Origin of the sequence: Paenarthrobacter sp. NyZ202, assembly GCF_049860755.1 — a bacterium.
Taxonomy (GTDB): Bacteria; Actinomycetota; Actinomycetes; order Actinomycetales; family Micrococcaceae; genus Arthrobacter.
The window spans coordinates 2,200,517-2,221,517 of the sequence record NZ_CP187556.1 but is presented as its reverse complement, the minus strand read 5'-3'; the positions used below and the strand labels follow the sequence as shown (position 1 = coordinate 2,221,517).

Genomic DNA, 21,001 nt, shown 5'->3' with positions numbered 1-21,001 from the left:
CGACGGCGGGCGGCCACCCGCCGTCGTACCCTTCCGTTGTGCGGGCCCGTCAGTGGTGCAGTTGCATGCGTTGCAGGACTGTGGCGGAAATTTCCTCCACGGACATGGAGGCGGAGTTCACGTACGGGATGTTGTTGGCCCGGTACATGTCCTCGGCATTGCGAAGCTCGAAGGTGCACTGGGCCATGGAGGCGTAGGCGCTTCCGGGACGGCGCTCCTGGCGGATCTGGCTCAGCCGTACCGGCTGGGAGGTGAGGCCGAAGCACTTTTTCGCGAACGGCAGCAACGGCTTGGGAAGCGTCATGCTCTCGAAATCTTCCTCGACCAAGGGAAAGTTCGCAGCCAGGATGCCGTGCTGGAGGGCCAGGTACATGGTGGTCGGGGTCTTGCCGCAGCGTGAGGGTGCGATCAGGATCAACTCGGCGCGTTCCAGCGCCCGGAGGGACTGGCCGTCATCGTGTTCGATCGCGTATTCGACCGCTGCCATGCGCGACTGGTACCGCACCTGGTCCCCCACACCGTGCGCTTGGCCCGGCAGGCCGTTGGCCGGGGAGCCGAGCGCCTGCTCCAGCTGGCCGATGTGGGCACCGAACAGGTCGAAGAAGTGCCCGGAGCTCTGGGCAAGAACGGCACGCACGTCCGGGCTGACGGTGGTGGAGAAGACCAGCGGCCGGGGCCCCGTGGCAGCCACCCGGTTGATGGCAGCCACAACATCGCGTGCCTGGTCGACCGTGGTGATGAACGGAATACTCCGGCGCTCCAGCCGGTGGGACGGGAACTGCGTCAGCAGGGTGTTGCCGAGGGTCTCAGCGGTGATGCCCGTGCTGTCGGAAAGGAAGAACACCGTGGGGGCCGGCTGGGCGCCCGCCCCCACGGCATGCCGGTCTGCCATTTAGACAGCCGCGCGGCTGCCGGACCGGGCCAACCGCAGCCAGGTTTCGGTCACGGCATCGGGATTCAGCGATATAGAGCTGATTCCCTGTGCCAGGAGCCATTCGGCAAAGTCCGGGTGGTCGCTGGGTCCCTGGCCGCAGATCCCGACGTACCGGCCCTTGGCCCGGCATGCGGAGATGGCCATCTCGAGCAGCTTGGTCACAGCGGGGTTCCGCTCGTCGAAACCGTCTGCAACCAGTGCGGAGTCGCGGTCCAGTCCCAGGGTCAGCTGCGTCAGGTCGTTGGAACCGATCGAGAAACCGTCAAAGTACTCCAGGAACTCGTCAGCGAGCAACGCATTGGCCGGGAGCTCGCACATCATCACGATTTCCAACCCGTTGTCGCCGCGACGCAGCCCATTCTCCGTCAGCAAGTCAATGACACCGCGTGCCTCGTCCAGGGTCCGCACAAACGGAACCATGAGCTTGATATTGGTCAGGCCCATCTCGTTGCGCACGTACTTCAGGGCTTCACATTCGAGTTCGAAGGCCTTCCGGAAGGACCCGGACAGGTACCTGGACGCACCCCGGTAGCCGATCATCGGGTTCTCTTCTTCAGGTTCGAACGCCGGGCCGCCGATCAGGTTGGCGTACTCGTTGGACTTGAAGTCGGACAACCGGATGATGACCGGCTCCGGCGCGAACGCGGCAGCGATCGTTGAGATGCCCTCAGCCAGCCGGCGGATGTAGTAATCGCGGGGACCGTCGTAGGCGGCGGTCTTCTCCCTGATCTGGCGCACCGTGAAGTCGTCCAGGCCGGCCGGACGCTCCACTTCACCGTTGACGGCCAGCAGCGCATTCGGGTGGATACCGATCTGGCGGTTGATGATGAACTCAAGCCGCGCCAGGCCCACACCATGGTGCGGGAGGCGGGCGAAGCTGAAAGCCTGCTCCGGAGTGCCGACGTTCATCATGATCTTTACCGGCGCTTCCGGCATGGTCTCGAGGCTGGTCTCCTGCAGCGTGTACTCCAGCAGTCCCTCGTACACGAGTCCGGCTTCACCCTCCGCGCAGGAGACCGTCACCGGGGTGCCGTCCTTGAGGATCTGAGACGCGTAGCCAGTGCCAACGACCGCAGGGATCCCCAGTTCCCGGGCAATGATCGCGGCGTGGCAGGTCCGTCCGCCACGGTCAGTGACGATCGCAGCGGCCTTCTTCATGATCGGTTCCCAGTCCGGGTCCGTCATGTTCGCCACCAGGACATCGCCCTCCTGGAAGGACGCCATCTGGTCAATCGAGGACAACACCCTCACCTGGCCGGCGCCGATCCGCTGGCCGATGGCACGGCCCTCAACCAGCACCGTGGACCGCTCGGCGAGCTTGTAGCGCGAAACTGAACCGGCAGCCTTCCGGGACTCGACCGTTTCGGGGCGGGCCTGCAGGATGTACAGCTCCCCGTCCACGCCGTCCTTGCCCCATTCAATGTCCATGGGACGGCCATAGTGCGCCTCAATGGCCAGCGCATGCCGGGCCAACTGCTCCACTTCGGCATCGGACAAGCTGAAACGCTGCCGCAGTTCGGGGGCCACCGGGACGAAATCCACGGTCCGGCCCACTTCCTGGGAGTCGGTGTAAACCATCTGGATAGCCTTCTCGCCAAGGCCCCTCTTCAAGATGGCGGGACGCCCGGCGGCCAGGCCGGGCTTGTGGACATAGAACTCATCCGGGTTGACTGCCCCCTGGACCACGGCCTCGCCCAGTCCATAGGAAGAGGTAATGAACACAGCGTCCTGGAACCCGGTTTCAGTGTCCATCGTAAACATCACGCCTGAGGCGCCGATGTCCGAACGCACCATCCGCTGCACGCCAGCGGACAGGGCCACCTCGGAATGCGTGAAGCCGTGGTGCACGCGGTAGGCAATGGCACGGTCGTTGTAAAGCGAAGCAAAAACATCCTTGATCGCCACCAGGATGTTCTCGATTCCACGGATATTCAGGAACGTCTCCTGCTGCCCGGCGAACGAAGCGTCCGGCAGATCCTCGGCCGTGGCGCTGGAACGCACGGCCCACGAAACCTCCCCGCCATGTTCCTGCGTCAAGCGGGTGTACGCGGCGCGGATTTCTTCTTCGAAGCCGGCCGGGAACGGAGTTTCACGGATCGCGTCACGGATCTGCTGGCCAACCCGGGCCAAAGCGGCCACGTCGCCGCTGTCCAGGCCTTCCAGCATGGATTCGATCCGGCCGTCCAGACCGGACTCGCTCAGGAACCGCCGATACGCATCGGCCGTCGTCGCAAAACCGTCCGGAACCTTCACGCCCGCCGAGGCGAGGCTGCGGACCATTTCGCCGAGGGAAGCATTCTTGCCGCCAACCTGGTCAAGGTCGGACAGGCCAAGATCAGAAAACCAGAGAACGTCAGTCATAAATGGTGTCCTTCGTTGGGCACGCGCTGACAAGCGCTGAAAAATAGGGTGATGCAAGACTGGTCGTATCGGCCGGAAAGAAGCAAACAGATGTGACCAGCGCAACTTAACGCAGCCGTCATGTTGCGCCATGACTTGTTGAATGCCCCTGCGCCCCGTAAAAGCACCCGGGAACAATCGCGCAACCGGCAAACCCTCGACACAGCGCGGTGGGTGACGATAGAGATTAACGATGGTAACCGTCGGCTTTCACGCATCGCATGAACAGATCAGTCCCGGCCAATTGCTCAAGGACGTCCAGCACGCCGAACGTGCCGGTTTCGACGCCGCCATGTGCTCGGACCATATCGAGCCGTGGTCCTCACGCCAAGGACACTCCGGTTTTGCCTGGTCGTGGCTGGGGGCGGCACTGGCTTCCACGGGCCTGCGGTTCGGGGTGGTAACCGCGCCCGGGCAGAGGTACCACCCCGCCATCATCGCGCACGCTTCCGCAACTCTGGCCAGCATGTTCCCCGGCCGCTTCTGGTTCGCACCCGGCAGCGGTGAAAATATGAACGAACACATTACGGGTGACCCATGGCCACCCAAGGACATCCGGCAAGCCAGGCTGGAAGAGTGCGTGGAGGTCATCCGCCGGCTCCACCGCGGAGAGGAAGTCACCCACCGGGGGCTGGTGTCCGTGGAGCAGGCAAGGATCTGGGATGTTCCCGACTCCCCGCCGCCGTTGATCGCACCCGCCATCAGCGTGGACACGGCCCGTAGGGCCGCCGCATGGGCGGACGGCCTGATCACCGTGAACCAGCCCGCTTCCAAGCTGCGGGAGATGCTGGCGGCGTACCGGGACAGCGGCGGCCAGGGGAAAGCGGTGCTGCAGGTGCACCTGTCCTGGGCTCCAAAAGAGACGGAAGCAGCCGCACTCGCCCTCGACCAGTGGCGAACCAACACGTTCGCGCCGCCCATTCCGTGGGACCTCCCCACAGCGGCGCACTTCGACGGCACGGCAGAGCACGTGGGTGAAGAGCAGGTCCGCAGCGCGGTCAACGTCTCCGCGAGCCCAGGGCAACACGCGGAGTGGCTGGCCCGATACGTGGAGTTGGGCTTCGACGAACTGTACCTGCATTTCGTAGGCCAGGAGCAGGCGCCCTTCATCGAGGCGTTCGGCTCCGATGTCCTGCCGCAGCTGCGCGGCCGCGGAAGCGATACCGGCGCAACCGCCTCTGAACCGCAGCAGGCCACGGCAGCTGCCCAACCGGCGTCGGGCATTGAGCCATGAAGACTGCCCAAACGTCCGATCTGTGGTGGAAGAACGCCGTCATCTACTGCCTGGACGTGGAGACCTTCCATGACCACGACGGCGACGGCACCGGAGACTTCGCCGGTCTGGCGCAGCGGGTGGACTACCTCGCCGCGCTCGGTGTGACCTGCATCTGGCTGATGCCGTTCTACCCGTCCCCGGACCGCGACGACGGCTACGACGTCACCGATTTTTTCGGCGTCGACCCCCGGCTGGGCACGCTCGGGGACCTCGTGGAGTTCATCCGCGCGGCCAAGGACCGGGGCATGCGGGTCATTGCGGACTTTGTAGTGAACCACACCTCGGACCAACACCCCTGGTTCGTCGAGGCACGGAAGTCGGTTGACAACCCCTACCGCGACTTCTATGTGTGGCGGCAGGACACTCCCCCGGACACGTCCTCGGAGGTCGTGTTCCCAGGGGAAGAGAACTCGCTGTGGACGCAGGATGAGGGCACCGGTGAGTGGTACCTCCACATGTTTGCCAAGCACCAGCCGGACCTTAACGTCACCAATCCGCGGGTCCGGGAGCAGATCGCGAAGGCGATGGGGCTGTGGCTGGAACTGGGCCTGGACGGTTTCCGGCTCGATGCCGTGCCCTTCTTCCTGGAGACACGGGGACAGCCCAAGGACGAAGCAGCGACCATCGATCCACATGGTTACCTGTCGGCACTCCGAAGCTTCGTCAGCAGGCGCAACGGCAGCGCCGTGCTGTTGGGAGAAGTGAACCTGCCCTACAAGGAACAACTTGAATACTTCGGCGGACCGGAGGGCAACGAGCTGAACATGCAGTTCGACTTCATGTCCATGCAGCACCTCTACCTGTCATTGGCCCGGCAGGATGCCCGTCCGCTGGCGGAGAACCTCAAGAGCCGGCCGGCCATCCATCCGGACAACCAGTGGGCGATGTTCGTCCGCAATCATGACGAACTCACCCTCGACAAACTCAGTGAGGGTGAGCGGCAGGAAGTCTTCCAGGCATTCGGGCCTCGGAAAAACATGCAGATCTACGGCCGGGGACTGCGCCGCCGGCTTCCGCCAATGCTCGGCGGTGACCAGGATCGGCTGCGGATGGTGTATTCGCTGATGTTCTCATTGCCCGGGACGCCCGTGCTTTTCTACGGCGAAGAGATCGGCATGGGAGAAGACCTGCGGCAAAGAAGCCGCGCCGCGGTTCGCACGCCGATGCAATGGAACAGCGAAAAGAACGGCGGATTCTCCACTGCCAAAAGCTCGGAGCTGGTGGCTCCGCCGGTGCGCGGCGAGTACGGACCGGACCGTGTCAATGCGGCCGCCGGCAAACGTGACCCTGATTCTCTATTCACATTCATGGCCACGCTGATTGCACGTTACCGGGAGTCACCCGAACTGGGTTGGGGCCAGTTCGCAGTGATCGAACAAGACGAACCTTCCGTGCTCGCCCACTCGCTGACCGCCGACGGCGGAATGCTGGTCCTGCTGCACAACTTCGGTGAGGCTCCGGTGAAGGTACGTGGACGGATTGGGCCGGAGGACGGTCCGCGGCAGGCCTACCGGGGAGCTGTGCTGCTTGACCTGCTCGACGGCGGCAACGCGCCTTTGCATCCGGACGGCAGCTTCTCGGTTGACGTGGGAAGATACGGCTATCGCTGGTTCCGGGTCCACCGCAGGGGCGACAGACTGGCACCGTAGGACTGCCGCTGGTCTGAGGACGAGCTTGGCGATGATGCGATGACCGGAGGGCTCAGGTTCCCGGCAACAGCCGGCCCGCCGGGCAGGAAAGGAAACAGTGCAACCCGAACTTCCAGGCGACGCCGCGGCGCTGGCACAGCGGCTGCGCGAAGGAACCGCCTCCGGACATCGCCGGATCATTGGACTGGTGGGCCCTCCCGGCGCAGGAAAGTCCACCCTTGCCGGGCTTCTGAGAAAGGAGCTCGGTGACACGAGTGCGGTGGTGCCCATGGATGGTTTCCACTTGGCGAATGCCATCATTGACGGCACACCGCTCCGGGAGAGGAAAGGGGCCATTGACACCTTTGATGCCGGAGGATACCTGTCGCTGCTGGATCGGCTCCGCCGCAACGACGAAGACGTCGTGTACGCACCTGCGTACCGGCGGGGCCTCGAAGAGCCGGTAGCAGCCTCCATCCCGGTGTTTCGGAGCGTGACCCATGTCCTCACGGAAGGCAACTACCTCCTCGCCCGGGAAGGCCGGTGGAGCAGGATCCGGGGCTTGCTGGACGAAGTCTGGTTTGTTGAAACTCCCCCGGCCCTCCGCATCCCCCGCCTCATCCAGCGCCACATGGCCTCGGGGATGGAACAGGCCGCAGCCGAAGCCTGGGCACACGGTCCCGACGAAGCCAACGCCCACTACGTCGAAGGCACCAAGGCCTTGGCGGACGTGGTCATCAAATGGTCATGAACAGACCGGGGCACTGCCCCATCCCGTGACACGACACGTCACGCCAGCCAGCGCCACCAGCGTGGGCGTTCCGGTTCCGGGGTCATGTCCGGCTCCGGCTCCTCACCCAGGGCAAGTGCGGCCTCGACGAGGTCAGTGGCCGTGAGGGTGGTGAGGGGCTCACGCTCAAGGGAATCGAGGCTTTGATCTTCATCCCGCGACAACCGCAAAGCCTGGCGGTTGAGCGCCTGTTCGAACAGCGTCCGGGCGAACCGTGCGTTGCCGGAGTCTTCGCCTGCGTGGAGCCCTGCAAGGATGCGGCGCAGCATATGGTCAGCATCGGCATCCAGCGTGTACTCATGCTGGGCAAGCATCCGGTGGAAGATCGTTTGGAGTTCATCCACCGAGTAATCGGGGAAAGTGATCTCGCGGGAGAAACGCGAGCGCAGTCCAGGGTTGGAAAGCAGGAAGGCTTCCATCAGGCGCGGGTACCCCGCCACGATCACGACAAGCCGGTGCCGGTGGTCCTCCATCCGTTTGAGCAGGACTTCGATCGCCTCGGGACCGAAGTCCATCCTTCCGTCCTCCGGGGCCAGTGCATAGGCCTCGTCGATAAACAGCACCCCGTCCAGCGCACGCCGGATGACCCTGTCTGTTTTGATGGCGGTCGCTCCGACGTACTGCCCCACCAGGCCTGAACGGTCGACCTCCACCAAGTGGCCTTTTTGCAGCAAACCGACTGCGCGGTACATCTCGGCCAGGAGCCGCGCAACGGTGGTCTTGCCTGTTCCCGGGTTTCCGAGGAACACCAGATGTTGGGATGTGGCTACTTCCGGGAGGCCATGTGCCTTGCGACGGGCCTGGACCTGGAGCAAAGCGACGAGCGCCCGCACCTGTTCCTTCACGGTCTCCAGGCCCACCAAGGCATCAAGCTCGGCCTGGACCTCGGACAACGGCCTGGCCGGCTGGGGCCGGGCACCAACGAGTTCACCGACCAGGTCGTCAACGCGTTCCGAACCTGGCAGCTTCAACTGGTTAGCCAGATGGCCGATGGTTTCACGCAGCTCATCAAGCGGATTGCGGCCGGCAGCCATATACCAACTGTAGTACCCGCATCCCGCCAATGACCGGAAACCGCCAGACACCCATGGTCAAGGCTGCGTGCGGCCTGGCCCGGGTTGGCGGGTTACATCTGTTTCGTCGGGATCGTCCCCCGGCGACGCGGCCGCCTCTGGCGCATCGTGAACTTTCTTCGGGATCTTGCCCTCAACGTCCGCGGGAACCGGAGGGTCTTTTTCTTCGTCAGTCGACATGGACCAAGCCTAAACGCCGCAGGGGTTCACTAGTGTTGAGGAAACCCTGGAGGAGGGACCACTCATGCACAATGCCGCCAGCAGCGCCGCCGCGGACCGGCACTACGACCTGATCATCATCGGTGCCGGATCCGGGAACTCCCTTCCCGGGCCCGAGTTCGAAGACCGGTCGATAGCGATCATTGAAAAAGGCCCCTTCGGCGGCACGTGCCTCAATGCCGGCTGCATCCCGTCGAAAATGTACGTACACACTGCCGACACCGCACTCCAGACCCTTCGATCCGGGCGGCTGGGAATTCAGGCAGAGGTCAAGTCCGTGGACTGGCCCGCACTGGTGGACCGCATCTTTGGGAACCGCATCGACCCGATCGCTGCTTCCGGGGAAGAATATCGCCGCGGGTCACGGACTCCTAACATCGACGTCTACGACCGGCACGCGGTCTTCGTTGGAGAACGTACCCTCAGCACCGGGCAGGGTTCCCACCGGACAACCATCTCCGCCGACCAGATCGTCATTGCCGCCGGCTCGCGGCCCTATATCCCGGCGGCCATCAGCGCATCCGGCGTGCGCTACCACACCAATGAGGACATCATGCGCCTGCCGCAGCTGCCACGGTCCATGGTGATCATCGGCGGAGGCTATATCGCCATGGAGTTCGCCCACGTTTTCGACGCCCTCGGCACAACGGTCACGATCATCGCCCGCTCAACGCTCCTGCGGAACCTGGACCAGGACCTGCACGACCGCTTCAACGAACTGGCCGCCGAACGCTTCACTGTCCGGTTCGGTCGCACCGTTGTTGGCGCCGACGCTACAGACACCGGCATAACTGTCCGGTTGGACGACGGCTCCTCCGCGAGCGGGGAAGTACTTCTGGTAGCCACCGGGCGTGTCCCGAACGGGGACCTGCTGGACCTGCCTTCCGGGGGAATCGAGATGACGGACTCCGGGCGGATCAAGGTCGATCAGTACGGCCGTTCGATTTCCGCCGCCGGCGTCTGGGCACTCGGCGATGTCTCCTCGCCTTACATGCTCAAACACGTCGCCAACGCCGAGATGCGCGCCGTCCGCCACAACCTGTTGAACCCGGAGTACCTCAAGAGCATGCCACACGACCATGTTCCTGCCGCCACCTTCACGCACCCCCAGATTGCAACTGTCGGAATGACCGAAGCCCAGGCCCGGGAGCAAGGACACAATGTGACCATCAAAGTCCAGGAGTACGGGGACGTCGCCTACGGATGGGCCCTGGAGGACACCACCGGAATCTGCAAGCTCATCGCCGACCGGGACAGCGGCAAACTTCTCGGCGCCCACTACATGGGCCCCCAGGCATCAACCCTGATCCAACAGATGATTACCGCCCTGGCCTTCGACCTCGATCTGCGCCACTTCGCCGCCAAGCAATACTGGATCCACCCCGCCCTGCCCGAAGTCACCGAAAACGCACTGTTGGGTCTCGAATTCAACGAGCCGGACCACGCCGCCATGGGTTCCGTACAGGCCGCTTCGTGAAAGACATCGTGCACCGCGCCGGCCGATCACTGCCCGTTCGTCCAGCTTGAGCGCGCTATCGGGTCAAGCGCGCCCTCCAGCGGGTGGATAGGCTGGGTGCATGGCGACAGTTATTCTCGTACGGCACGGCCGCACCACAGCCAATGCCACCGGACTGCTGGCCGGGCGGGCCCTTGGCGTCAGCCTGGACGATACCGGTCGTGAACAAGCGGCCCGCACCGGAGAACGGCTCTCGGCTGTGCCTGTCGCGGGGGTGGTATCGAGCCCACTGGAGCGTTGCCTGCAAACCGCCCGGTTCATCCTTGACCGGCAGCCTGGCTCACCCTATGCACCCGTCGACCCCGACCTCACCGAGTGCGACTACGGCCAATGGCAGGGTCGCCCGCTCAGCGACCTCGCGGCCCAGGAATTGTGGCCCCTTGTACAGTCGCACCCGTCCGCCGTCGTTTTTCCCGGCGGTGAATCCATGGCCGGTATGCAGGCCCGGGCAGTGGCAGCGGTCCGCCGGCATGATGCAGCCTTCGAAGCGGAATTCGGACCGGGGGCGGTGTGGGTGGCCGTGAGCCACGGTGACGTCATCAAGTCGATCCTCGCCGACGCCCTCGGGATGCACCTTGACCTGTTCCAGCGAATTAATGTTGGCCCCGCGTCCGTATCGATCGTCCATTACGGCGCTCAGCGGCCGAGCGTATATGCGACCAACACCGAGGCCGGCGACCTGTCGTGGCTGGCGAACGGCCTGCAATCCGGCGATGCTCCCGTTGGCGGCGGCGCAGGCCGGAAGACGCCGTAAACCGCATGTGCCTAGAATACTCACATGCCTACGCGTGTTCATGAGTTTGCCTGGCCTGACCGGGTGGTCATTGGCACCATCGGCCGTCCAGGAGAGCGAACGTTCTACCTGCAGGTCCGCGCAGGGAAGCAGATCGTGAGTGTTGGCCTCGAGAAGCAGCAGTCGGCACAGCTCGGTGAGAAGATCGACGAACTGCTCGACCAGCTCATAACCCTTGAGGACAACCCCTTCAGTGTTCCTACGGGCACTCCCGTGGAACTCGTCGACGATGACCCGCTCGAGGCTCCCCAGGAGCAGTTCCGCGCCGGCACAATGAGCCTTGGCTGGGACCCAACCACTGCCCAGATTGTGGTTGAGGCCTATCCCCTTCATGACGCCGACGATGTTGACGAAGCCGCTGAAGAGACAGAAATGCTGCTGGTGCGGATGCCTGTCGGTACAGCCCGGGCATTTGCCAAGCGTACGCGCGAGATCGTAGCCGCAGGGCGTCCAACGTGTCCGCTTTGCGGTTACCCCATGGACGCCGACGGGCACACCTGCGCCGTTCCAGAGGCCTGATGCCGGCACCGGACCTGGTTAACGACGAGCTGTCGCTCACCGGTCGCATCACGACAGCCTCGAACGCTACTTTCCTGGGCAGCATCGGCGACCTGCCTGTCGTCTACAAGCCGATAGCAGGCGAAAGCCCGCTGTGGGATTTTCCCCAGGGCACCCTGGCGGGCCGGGAAGTCGCCGCTTACCTGGTCTCGGAGGTTTTCGGTTGGGACATCGTGCCGCACACATGGCTGCGCGATGGTCCTTTGGGCCGGGGAATGGTGCAGCTCTGGAAGGACCAGGATCCCGGCCACAGCGCCGTGGACCTGGTGGACAGGGAGCATGTCCCCGCGACGGGCTGGAAACAAGTCCTCGAAGGCCAGGACGAGACCGGTCGAATGGTCGCCCTGGTTCACGAAGACACACCGGCCCTCCGGCGCATGGCGGTCTTCGACGTGATCGTCAACAACGCCGACCGCAAGGGCAATCATGTTCTCGCCATGTCTGATGGGCACCGGCACGGGGTGGATCATGGGCTCACCTTTCACAGCGATCACAAGCTTCGCACGGTCCTGTGGGGGTGGCTGGGTGACGCCCTGACCGCCGATGAACACGAAGGCGTTGAACGTGTCAGCGAAGGGCTGCGCGGTGGGCTGGGCCAGGATCTGGAGGGTTTGCTCAGCGCCGGCGAAATCGCTGCGCTCACGGCCCGCTGTGCGGTATTGCGCTCGTCCGGGCGGTTTCCGGCTCCGCACGGGCAGATGCCGGCGGTACCGTGGCCGTTGTTCTAGTGCTTTGCCTTTAAAGGCGGACGACGACACAGTGCGTGTCGTCGTCGGCGGTTCCGGCGTTCCACCAGAACATTCCGGGGGTTTAAGCTGCCGTCGAAAGCGTTACGTAGTTGCCGCCGACGGGTCCGGCGGTTACAGCGGGAGCGCCGGCTACCTTGACATAGCTGGCTGGGATGACAGGCGGGATGTTCCGGTTGCCGGGGACTGTGACATAGGAACCTTCAGAGCGGACCTGCGACGTTCCGGCGGGGAGAGTTACGTAGCTGCCCTTGCGCAGTGCAGGGGTAACGGCCGCGGTTTCGGTAGCGGAATGGGTTGTTACGGGGCGTTCAGCCAATACGGTCATGGGGGTCTCCTTGGGTTCAGGAACAGGGCGGTTCTGGTTCCGGCGCCGCACAAGCAGGAGGGCTTTGGGGTGTGTGCCGTAGCCCTGCCCGCCCGGGAATGTTCACCGGCGCGGTATTCGCGAGGGCTGCTCTGGCCTGTACACAAGTCTAGATCGTTATTTTGATCTACTCAAAATAAAGTGGGGAGATTCACGAATCACCAGGGTCAGGGGTATCCCGTACTCACGCAGATTGGCCGTGGTCAACCCGACTGGCCAAGGCTGACCATCAGGTTGATCGCCACCGCGACCACAAAGGTGCCGAAGAAATATGAGAGCAAAGCGTGCCCCAAAGCAATCCTGCGCGAGGGAGTGGATGACTCGCTGACATTGCTCGCGTTATATGACATGCCGATGGAAAATGCCGCATAGGCAAAGTCGCTGTACGACGGGTCCTCGTCCTGGTTGAAGCTGAAGCGGTGCTGGTCGTCGTGGTAGTACATCCTGGCGTACTTGAACGCATAGACAGTGTTGACGAGCGCCCACGCGAGTATCACGCCCAGAGCCGCCAGAACCGCCGCGGCTATGCCTATAAGGTCCTTCTGCTGGCTGCGGATCAACGCGAAGACGACCGCCACCAGGCTGACGAACGTCGCTGCCGTGATGAGGGAATCGACGAGACGTCGGGAACGGCCTTCCTGGCGGGCGAGTTCACCCGTGGCCTCAGGCCCCGCGGGCCAGGCCTTGGACCACGCCCAGACCAGGAAGACGCCGCCGGCTACAGCCCATCCAATCAGGGGCGCGAGTTCGGGGGCGCCGAGCAACGCTGGAACAATCGCTATGACCAGTCCAATGACAGCCGAAACCAGAGCCTTGCGATCAATGTGCGACATGACAGATATTGCCCTCCAGAGCCCCGGGGGTTCAGTGCCCCCATTCTACGCGGACACGCGCAGGTCCTTCATGGCTCATTTCAAGGGGACCGGATCAAGCCTTTCGACGTCTCAGCCGGGAGCTGACGGCCCGGGATGGCCGAGATCAGAGCCCTCGTGTATTCCTCCACAGGGTTCACAAGGACGTCCAAGGCGTCGCCGATCTCCACGAGCCTGCCCGCTTTCATTACTGCCACGCGGTCAGAGATCTGCTGCACCACGGCGAGATCGTGCGAGATGAACAGATAGCTCAGCGACTCGTGTTCCTGCAGTTCCACCAGCAGGGACAGGATTTGGGCTTGAACCGACACGTCCAGCGCAGAAACTGCCTCATCGAGCACCACGAGCTCCGGTTTCAAAGCGAGTGCCCGGGCAATGGCCACGCGCTGTCGCTGACCACCGGAGAGCTCCGACGGCTTCCGGGAACCATAGTCGGAGGGCAGATGAACTTCCTCCAACAAGGAACGTACCCGGTCACGCCGCTCAGCAGACGAACCTTCAGAGAACGCCCGGAGCGGTTCGGCGATGATGTCCTCCACGGAAAACCGCGGATCCACTGAGGCGTAAGGGCTCTGGAACACCACCTGGAAGCGCCTCCGCAACTGGCGCAAGCGCTCACCCCTGACCGAGGCGAGGTCCACGCCGTCGAACACCACCGAACCGGAGGTCGGCTTCTCCAATCGCAGCAGCAAGCGGGCCACAGTGCTCTTTCCGGAACCGGACTCGCCCACCAAAGCCAGCGTCTCGCCACGGCGGATGTCCAGGGAAACGTCATCCACAGCGGTCAGTAAACGCGCGCCACCGGCAGTCCTTGGCAGGGAAAAGACCTTGCGCAGCACGTTTGCTTGCAGCAACACCTGACCAGCCGCCGTCGGGCCTTTCCCCGAAGCGCGCACGGGTGCGGCAGGTCGGAGCCGCCGCGGACTTAGCCCCGGAGCCGCGTCAATGAGCTGGCGTGTGTACTCGTGGCGTGGATTGCCCAGGACCTCGGCGGCCGGCCCCTCCTCCACTATGGCGCCCTGCTTCATGACGATGATCCGGTCCGCCCGGTCGGCAGCAACACCTAGGTCATGCGTGATCAGGAGGACGGCCGTGCCCCGTTCGGCGGTCAGGGCCGCGATGTTGTCCAGAATCTGGCGCTGCACCGTGACGTCCAAGGCGCTGGTGGGTTCGTCGGCGATCACGAGTTTGGGCTGGGCAGCCAAGGCTGTGGCGATCAGCACGCGCTGCCGCATGCCGCCCGAGAACTGGTGCGGGTATTGCCGTGCGCGGGTGGCGGCATCGCGGATGCCACTCTCCTGCAATAGCTCAACCGCCCGGCGTCGAGCCTCTTTCCGGGGTTGCAGGCGGTGAATGGTCAGGGCCTCCGCTACCTGCTCGCCCACCTTCTGCAGCGGGTCGAGCGATGCCGTCGGGTCCTGCGGAATCAGCCCGATTTCCCTGCCCCGCACGCCCTGCCACTCCTTGCGGGTCAGCGCGGTGAGGTCCGCGCCGTCGAAGCTAATGCTGCCGGAAGCGAACCGCGCATTTCCGGGAAGCAGGTTGATGATGGAGTGCGCGGTGGTGGTTTTGCCCGATCCCGACTCCCCCACGATCGCCACAACCTCGCCGGCATTGACCTCGAACGATACCCCTGAGACGGCAGTCTTCGGTTGGCCGTTGACCAGGTAATCGACACGTAACCCCTCGACCTTCAGCAGCGGACTCATTTCCGGTTCCTTTCAGCGTCCTGGAACGCGTGCGAAATGCGGTTGGTGGACAGCACGACGGCGGCAATCACCACGCCGGGCAAGGTCACCAGCCACCACGCAGCAACCAGGTAATCGCGGCCTCCGGCCACGAGCGAACCCCATTCAGCTGCGGGCGGCGGAGCACCGAAGCCGAGGAAGCTCAGCGACGAAATGGACAGCACAGCCATGCCGAACTCCAGCGCGGACAGCGCCAGGACCGGGCCGGCCGCATTGGGCAGGATGTGCCGGATCAGGATGCTGTGCCAGCGCACCCCGGCCGAACGGGCAGCCTCGACGTAGACGGCGGTGCTGACGCGGAGGGCCTCGGCGCGCATGATGCGGGCAAAGTTAGCCACGCTGGCAACACCCACGGCGACGGCAACGTTGATGGTGCCAAAGCCCAGGACCGTGATCAGGGCCAGCGAGAGCAGCAGGCTTGGGATGGCCAGGAGGACGTCCATGACGCGCATGATCGCATCGTCCACCCAGCCCCGCAGCGAGCCGGCGAGCAGCCCCAGCGCGGATCCGGCAACGAGTCCCACCGCAACGGCCACGGCAGTTGCAGCGAGGGACGTCGCCGAACCATGCACCACGCGGGAAAACAGGTCCCGGCCCAGACTGTCCTTGCCGAACCAGTGCTCGGCGGACGGCGGTTTGAGCCGGGACGAGGGAACACCCGCGTCCGGTGGCCACGGCGTGAACGCTGTCGGGATCAATGCCCACAGGATCACGGTGGCCAGGACCAGCACGGACAGCACCAGCCCCGGCCGGACGGCGGCCCGGCGTGCCAGGGATCGCCAATCCAGGGCCTTCCGGACCCCCGGGAACAGCCCCGGCGCCGGGCGGTCTGCTTCCGTGGTGTCCTCCGGGAAGGTGGCCTGTTGCGGGAGCCCAATGACGGAGTGGGAATCCGCGGCAGTTCCCACGCGGGTATCAAGTTGCTGCGACATGCCGGCCTCCTAGGCTTTGGCCCCGCGCGCCGTATTGATGCGTGGGTCCACGAGTGGGTAGATGAGGTCAACGATCAGGCTGGTGATCACAAAGATCGCTGCTGCCAGGACTACGAGTGTCTGCACTACGGGGATGTCCCGGCTGTTCACTGCGGTGACGGTCAGCCGGCCGATCCCTGCCCTTGAGAACACGGTCTCGCTCACCACGGCGCCGGCCAGCAGGTTTCCCACGAGTATGCCCAGCATGGTCAGGGTGGGGATGGCCGCGTTCCTCAGCGCATGTCCAAAGTTGATCAGCGCTTCGCTGGCACCTTTGGCCCGGATCTGTTCGATGTACGGCTCCCCGAGTGTCTGGTGGAGGCTGCGGGTAAGCAACTGCGCGATCACGGCTGCGGTGGGTATCGCCAAAGTCAGCGCCGGCAGCACAAGGCTCTCGCCGCCGTCGTTCCCTATGGCCGGGAACAGACGCAACCGGAAGGAGAAGAACTCAAGCAACAGCAGACCGATCCAGAACGTGGGCACCGCGATCCCCAGCGGGGGCAGCGAGGAGAACGCCGTGCGGATCCAGCGGTTGCGGCTGAACGCCGCAACCACCGCCAACACGCTCCCCAGGACTACGGCCAGGGCGAACCCGGCAACGGCCAGTTTGATGGTTTCCGGCAGGACCTCGGCCACGGTTGCGGTCGCAGGAACTCCGTTCTTGATGGAAACGCCAAAGTCCAGTTGGAGGGCCTTGACCAGCGCAATGAAGTACTGCTCGTGGAGGGGCCTGTCCAGCCCGTACTCGCTGCGCAGCTTGGCCACGAGCGCGGGGTCCACGGCGTTCTGTTCGTCGCCGCTGGCCATAATGCTCACGGCGTCGCCGGGCAGCAAGTACAGGATCAGGAAGGACACGGTGTAGGCGGCCCAGAGGACAAACGCTCCCTGCAGCAACCGCCGGCCGATGTAGCGGATCATGGGGTGCCTACTTGCTCAGCCAGGCGTCGTAGAAGTCCAGGCGGCTGGAAGCTTCGAACTTGAGGTCGTGGACCTTCTCGCTGGCCGAAATCGTGGTGGACAGTTCGTACAGCGGGATGGAATGGGCGTCCTTGATCAGGGCTTCCTGGGCCTGGTCCACCAGCTTCTGACGGGCGTCCTTGTCCAAAGCCGCAGCCTGCTCCCCCAAGGTGTCGTCGACGGGAAGTTTCTCGCGAAGATTGCTGCCGCCGCGGGCCGTGTTGGAGGCAAAGACGGTGCGCAGAACGTCCGGATCGCTTCGGGTCAGGTTGCCGTAGGAGAAGTCATAGGTCTTATCCGCCTGGGCCGCCGTGACATCGGCAATCGTGGTGAACTTCAACTGCAGGTCCACGCCGATGGCTTTAAGTTGCTGCTGGACAAGCTCCAGGACTTCCTTGGGTGACTGCCAGTACGTGACCTTGAAGGAGAGCTTCTCCCCGTTCTTCTCGCGGATGCCATCGGCACCTGGCTTCCATCCGGCGTCGTCCAGGAGCTTCCTGGCCCCCTCCGGATCGTGGGCCAGCAACGAGCTGAAATCCTTGAAGTACGGGGTGGTGTGCGAGAGCACGCCCTTTGCCGGCTGGTCGGCCTCCGTCAAGAGGGTCTTGGTGATTTCCTCGCGGTTGATCGCCTTGGAGATCGCCTGGCGGACAGCTGTTTCCTTCAGCTTGGGGTTGGACTCGTTGGAGTACAGGTTATAGACCACGCCCGGGTTGGCACGGGTCTCGTTCCAGAAGCCGTTCCCGTTGAACAACTGGATGTCCGCGGCAGAGATCGCCGCCGTGGCATCGATCTGGCCGGACTGCAGGCTGCCCGTGCGGTTGCCCGCCTCCGGAATGATCTTGAACGTCACCGAGTCAAGGTAGGACTCGCCCTTGTTGCTGTTGGTGGAGGACGGCCAGCTGTAGCCGGCCCGACGCTCCAGGACCGCTTCCTTGTCCACGGTGTAACTCTTGACGTTGAAGGGGCCCGAACCCGAGAACTTGCCGGCGCAACGGTCCGCCTCAGACAACTGGGCCGAGGCGGGAGACAGGAGCCCCAGAGTGAAGGTGGAGGTGGCCTGCAGGAACTGGGCGTTGGGCTTGGAGAAGTCCACCACCACGGTTTTCGGATCCTTCACGGTAATGGCGCTGACGTCGCTCAGATACGTGGAGCCCAGTGTTGCCTTCGCACCGAGGGCCTTGATGGCTTCGAAGTTGGTCTTGACGGAAGCGGCATCAATCGCAGTTCCGTCCGCATAGGTGGCTCCCGTGCGCAGGGTGAACGTGAAGCTCGTGGCGTCCGCGTTGTTCTCGAATTTCTCTGCAAGCCAAGGAACGATTTCGCCGGTCTTCGGGTCCTGCGAGGTCAACGAGGCCACGGTCTGGCGGGCAATCGCGATCGCGTCGTTGTTGCCCACCTGCTGCGGGTCGATGCAGCCACGGTCAACGGAGACCGCGAAGTTCAGGTTCCCACCCGGCACGGGTGAGGCTGCCGCACTTTGCTGCGTACCGGCGTCGGCCCCTCCACCGCAGGCGGAGGCAAGGAGTGCGACGGCTCCAAGGACACCGACGACGGCGGCAGGCTTCTTTGTGCCGCGGGCTGCGGACAGTTTGGGGATTCTCATGCGACGTTTTCGCTTTCAGTGAGTTCGGGGCTGGTGAGTGAACCGCGACGGGTGAGGGGCTCACGGAGCCCGAGGTTTTCGCGGAGGGTGGAGCCTTCATATTCGGTGCGGTAGACGCCGCGGTCCTGGAGCCTGGGGACAAGTTCGTTGACGATCTCGTCCAGGCCGGTCGGGACAATCCAGGGCGTGATGTTGAAACCGTCCACGGCTCCCGCGTGGGCGTATTCGGCGAGCTTGTCCGCGACGTCGTCGTAGGAGCCCACCAGTCCACGGCCGTTCAGGCGGGAACGGGCAGCCACGAATTGCCGGATGGACTGGCCCTTGTCTTTGGCCTCATCACGCCACTGGGTTGCGAGCTCCTTGGCGCTCTTGCCGTGGAAGGCGTTGCCGCGCGTGGGGTTGGTGACGTCCACCACCGGGTCGATGTCCGGGAGCGGCCCGTCCGGGTCATACCCGGTGAGCGTCCGGCCCCAGAACTGCTCAAGGTACGCGATCGCGGTTTCCGGGCCAACCTGTTGTGAACGGACCCACTGGTGCTTCTCCTCGGCTTCGGCGGCTGTGGCGCCGAGGATGAATTCCTGGCCGGGGAAGATCTTCACGTCATCGGCAGGGCGGCCGGCTTTGAGGGTCCTGGCCACGATGTCCTCGCGGAACTTCTTCGCGTCCTCCAGCTCGGGGTGGGCCGAGAAGATGACGTCGGCGTTCCTCACCGCGAAGTCGCGGCCGTCCGGTGAATCGCCTGCCTGGAACAACACGGGGTGGTGCTGGCTGGAGCGGGGTAGGCGTCCGGTGATCTCGACGTCGAAGCTTTGATCCTTGCGCTGTACCGGACTGATGCTGCCCTCAGCGAGCCAGCGGGCCTCGTTCCGGGACCCGGCGATTGCGCCGTCAGCCCAGGAATCCCAGATGGCCTTGGCCGTCTGGACGAACGCTTCGGCCCGGACATAGCGGTCCTCGTGCTTGAGGAACCCGCCGCGCCTGAAGTTGGCACCGGTCCATGCATTGTCCGTCGTGACGATGTTCCACGCAACCCGGCCACTCGACAACAGATCGAGGCTGGCGAGGCGGTGGGCAAGGTCCGCAGGGTCGTTGTACGTGGTGTTCTGCGTGGCCACCAATCCGATGTTGGTGGTGATGGCTGCCAGGGCGGCCAGGGCGGTCTGCGCGTCCGGCCGCCCTGCGACGTCCAGGTCGTGGATCCTGCCCAGGTGTTCGCGGAGGCGGAGGCCCTCGCCGAGGAAGAAGGCTGTAAAAAGGCCTCGTTCGGCTGTCTGTGCCACGCGGCGGAAGGATTCGAAGTCGGTCTGCGAGCCGCTGGCCGGGTCCTTCCACACCGTGGTGTGGTTGACGCCCTGGAAAAAGACACCGAACTGGATCCGGCCGTTGCCTGCGATGCGGTGATGCTTGGTCATGGTTCTGCTCTCTGCCTTGTTCTTGGCCTTGTTCAGGCTGCGGCGTAGCGGTTGGCGGGGCGTGGAAGGCGGAAAATTTCGCGCAGCGTCGTGCCTGGCTTTGGCGGCGTTACGAGCCCGGACTTGTGCAGTTCAGGCAGCACCTTGCGGGCAAGCTCCGGCAGGTCGATGTCCAGCACTGCGGGCTTGAGGCGCACGCCGTCTGCGGCTGCAAAGAGCGCCGTGAGGAGTTCCACGAGCCCATCGGGATCGCCCACGTAGCGCGCTCCGCCCTGCCACTTTTCGTGGGCATCAAGCTCCGCAAGCCGGCTGGCTGCGGTTTGCCCCCGGGCGTCCAGGATCACATCCAGTTCAACGACCGTCCGCTGCGCACCTGCCGCCGCTGCCTCTTGTGCTGCCTGGGCCAGGTCGTCGGCCGTGCCGGCGGAGACCAGGGCCACGTCAGCTTCGACGGCGGGAAGCAGGCTTGCGGGGGCGAACACCACCAGCTGGCCCTGGAGTGGACGCGGAATGATGGACGGGCCCTTCACGGCGAACCGCTCGCCTTCAAAATCGGCATAGTGCAGCTTTCCGCGGTCCAGGTAGCGGCCCGTGGCAACGTCGCGGATGACAGCGTCATCTTCCCAGGAGTCCCAGAGCCTGCGGTTGGCCTGGACAACATCGGCTGCCTCGCTGATCACTTCGTCCCCGGGAAGCGGCGTGCGGCCCACGGACCGGGCTTCCGCGGCAAAGTTGTCCGCGTTGACCAGCCAGCCGGCCCGGCCGTGCGAGGAGTAGTCGAGACTGGCCAGCTGCGTGGCAAGGTGGAACGGCTCGGTGAAGAGCGTCCCTGCTTCCGGGACCAGTCCCAGGGAGCGGGTGACGGGCGCGGCAAAGGCTGCCCGCTGGATGGCATCGAGGCGCACGGGAATTCCGGTGGTTCCTTTGTCCACCACCCGGCTGTCCTTGAAGGTAGCCAAGTGGAAGCCGGCAATATCGGCGGCCTGGACAGTCTCCCGGATCCGCTGGCCCCCCAACAGTGCCTGCGGATCATGGAGGGCCTTGCGCCACGCAGCCGGGTGGGCCCCATCGCCGTCGAGCTCCAAAGCAACTACACGCGAACGGAAATCAGGATTGGAAGGCATGGTTCTCTCTT

Annotated in this window: 19 protein-coding genes; 7 read left to right on the top strand and 12 right to left on the bottom strand. The window is 64.3% G+C overall.

What is annotated here, in order from left to right:
* Positions 1 to 49: 49 nt before the first annotated feature.
* Positions 50 to 892, bottom strand: a complete 843-nt coding sequence (locus tag ACPFL9_RS10295) for a pyruvate, water dikinase regulatory protein (RefSeq protein ID WP_426007427.1) — start codon at positions 890 to 892, stop codon at positions 50 to 52.
* Complete coding sequence (gene ppsA, locus ACPFL9_RS10290; RefSeq protein WP_426007426.1) at positions 893 to 3,295, bottom strand: phosphoenolpyruvate synthase; 2,403 nt, start codon at positions 3,293 to 3,295, stop codon at positions 893 to 895.
* A gap of 232 nt (positions 3,296 to 3,527) precedes the next feature.
* Between ppsA and ACPFL9_RS10285 the strand changes: the two genes are divergently transcribed.
* The 3 genes from ACPFL9_RS10285 to ACPFL9_RS10275 all read left to right on the top strand — a co-directional run bounded on the left by ACPFL9_RS10285 (position 3,528) and on the right by ACPFL9_RS10275 (position 6,989).
* Positions 3,528 to 4,568: a TIGR03885 family FMN-dependent LLM class oxidoreductase gene (locus ACPFL9_RS10285; protein ID WP_426007424.1), complete on the top strand. Its 1,041-nt coding sequence runs from the start codon at positions 3,528 to 3,530 to the stop codon at positions 4,566 to 4,568.
* Positions 4,565 to 6,259, top strand: coding sequence for an alpha-amylase family protein (locus ACPFL9_RS10280; protein WP_426007423.1), 1,695 nt, complete (start codon positions 4,565 to 4,567; stop codon positions 6,257 to 6,259). The genes ACPFL9_RS10285 and ACPFL9_RS10280 overlap by 4 nt, the downstream gene beginning before the upstream one ends.
* A gap of 97 nt (positions 6,260 to 6,356) precedes the next feature.
* A complete protein-coding gene (locus ACPFL9_RS10275; RefSeq protein ID WP_426007422.1) occupies positions 6,357 to 6,989 on the top strand; it encodes a nucleoside/nucleotide kinase family protein in 633 nt (210 codons plus the stop codon).
* Positions 6,990 to 7,027: 38 nt separating this feature from the next.
* Here ACPFL9_RS10275 and ACPFL9_RS10270 read toward each other — a convergent pair whose 3' ends face one another.
* Both ACPFL9_RS10270 and ACPFL9_RS10265 read right to left on the bottom strand, forming a co-directional pair.
* Positions 7,028 to 8,062 carry an AAA family ATPase gene (locus tag ACPFL9_RS10270; RefSeq protein WP_426007421.1) on the bottom strand — a complete coding sequence of 345 codons (1,035 nt, stop codon included), beginning with the start codon at positions 8,060 to 8,062 and terminating at the stop codon, positions 7,028 to 7,030.
* Positions 8,063 to 8,119: 57 nt separating this feature from the next.
* Positions 8,120 to 8,281, bottom strand: a complete 162-nt coding sequence (locus ACPFL9_RS10265; RefSeq protein WP_426007420.1) for a hypothetical protein — start codon at positions 8,279 to 8,281, stop codon at positions 8,120 to 8,122.
* A gap of 64 nt (positions 8,282 to 8,345) precedes the next feature.
* On the opposite strand from ACPFL9_RS10265, the gene mtr reads away from it, so the two are divergent.
* From mtr to ACPFL9_RS10245, 4 genes are all read left to right on the top strand, one after another.
* Positions 8,346 to 9,797, top strand: coding sequence for a mycothione reductase (gene mtr / locus ACPFL9_RS10260; protein WP_426007419.1), 1,452 nt, complete (start codon positions 8,346 to 8,348; stop codon positions 9,795 to 9,797).
* Positions 9,798 to 9,897: 100 nt separating this feature from the next.
* Positions 9,898 to 10,590, top strand: a complete 693-nt coding sequence (locus ACPFL9_RS10255) for a histidine phosphatase family protein (protein ID WP_426007418.1) — start codon at positions 9,898 to 9,900, stop codon at positions 10,588 to 10,590.
* 24 nt (positions 10,591 to 10,614) lie between these two features.
* Positions 10,615 to 11,148 (top strand): DUF3090 domain-containing protein, encoded by a 534-nt coding sequence (locus ACPFL9_RS10250; protein WP_426007417.1) that lies wholly within the window; start codon positions 10,615 to 10,617, stop codon positions 11,146 to 11,148.
* Entirely contained in the window at positions 11,148 to 11,915 is a 768-nt protein-coding gene (locus ACPFL9_RS10245) for an SCO1664 family protein (RefSeq protein WP_426007416.1), read from the top strand. The genes ACPFL9_RS10250 and ACPFL9_RS10245 overlap by 1 nt, the downstream gene beginning before the upstream one ends.
* Before the next feature lie 82 nt (positions 11,916 to 11,997).
* Here the strand turns inward: ACPFL9_RS10245 and ACPFL9_RS10240 are convergent, their stop codons facing one another.
* The 8 genes from ACPFL9_RS10240 to ACPFL9_RS10205 form a co-directional block, all read right to left on the bottom strand.
* On the bottom strand, positions 11,998 to 12,261 hold the full coding sequence (locus ACPFL9_RS10240) for a hypothetical protein (RefSeq protein ID WP_426007415.1): 264 nt from the start codon (positions 12,259 to 12,261) through the stop codon (positions 11,998 to 12,000).
* A gap of 242 nt (positions 12,262 to 12,503) precedes the next feature.
* Positions 12,504 to 13,133, bottom strand: a complete 630-nt coding sequence (locus ACPFL9_RS10235) for a DUF1345 domain-containing protein (protein WP_426007414.1) — start codon at positions 13,131 to 13,133, stop codon at positions 12,504 to 12,506.
* A gap of 80 nt (positions 13,134 to 13,213) precedes the next feature.
* Positions 13,214 to 14,881: a dipeptide ABC transporter ATP-binding protein gene (locus ACPFL9_RS10230; protein ID WP_426007413.1), complete on the bottom strand. Its 1,668-nt coding sequence runs from the start codon at positions 14,879 to 14,881 to the stop codon at positions 13,214 to 13,216.
* On the bottom strand, positions 14,878 to 15,852 hold the full coding sequence (locus tag ACPFL9_RS10225; protein WP_426007412.1) for an ABC transporter permease: 975 nt from the start codon (positions 15,850 to 15,852) through the stop codon (positions 14,878 to 14,880). Before ACPFL9_RS10225 ends, ACPFL9_RS10230 begins: the two co-directional genes overlap by 4 nt.
* Positions 15,853 to 15,861: 9 nt before the next feature.
* Positions 15,862 to 16,809, bottom strand: coding sequence for an ABC transporter permease (locus ACPFL9_RS10220; RefSeq protein WP_426007410.1), 948 nt, complete (start codon positions 16,807 to 16,809; stop codon positions 15,862 to 15,864).
* Positions 16,810 to 16,816: 7 nt separating this feature from the next.
* Positions 16,817 to 18,454, bottom strand: a complete 1,638-nt coding sequence (locus ACPFL9_RS10215; protein WP_426007409.1) for an ABC transporter substrate-binding protein — start codon at positions 18,452 to 18,454, stop codon at positions 16,817 to 16,819.
* Positions 18,451 to 19,866, bottom strand: coding sequence for an NtaA/DmoA family FMN-dependent monooxygenase (locus ACPFL9_RS10210; RefSeq protein ID WP_426007408.1), 1,416 nt, complete (start codon positions 19,864 to 19,866; stop codon positions 18,451 to 18,453). Before ACPFL9_RS10210 ends, ACPFL9_RS10215 begins: the two co-directional genes overlap by 4 nt.
* Before the next feature lie 32 nt (positions 19,867 to 19,898).
* Positions 19,899 to 20,990 carry an LLM class flavin-dependent oxidoreductase gene (locus ACPFL9_RS10205; protein ID WP_426007407.1) on the bottom strand — a complete coding sequence of 364 codons (1,092 nt, stop codon included), beginning with the start codon at positions 20,988 to 20,990 and terminating at the stop codon, positions 19,899 to 19,901.
* Between the last annotated feature and the right edge of the window lie 11 nt (positions 20,991 to 21,001).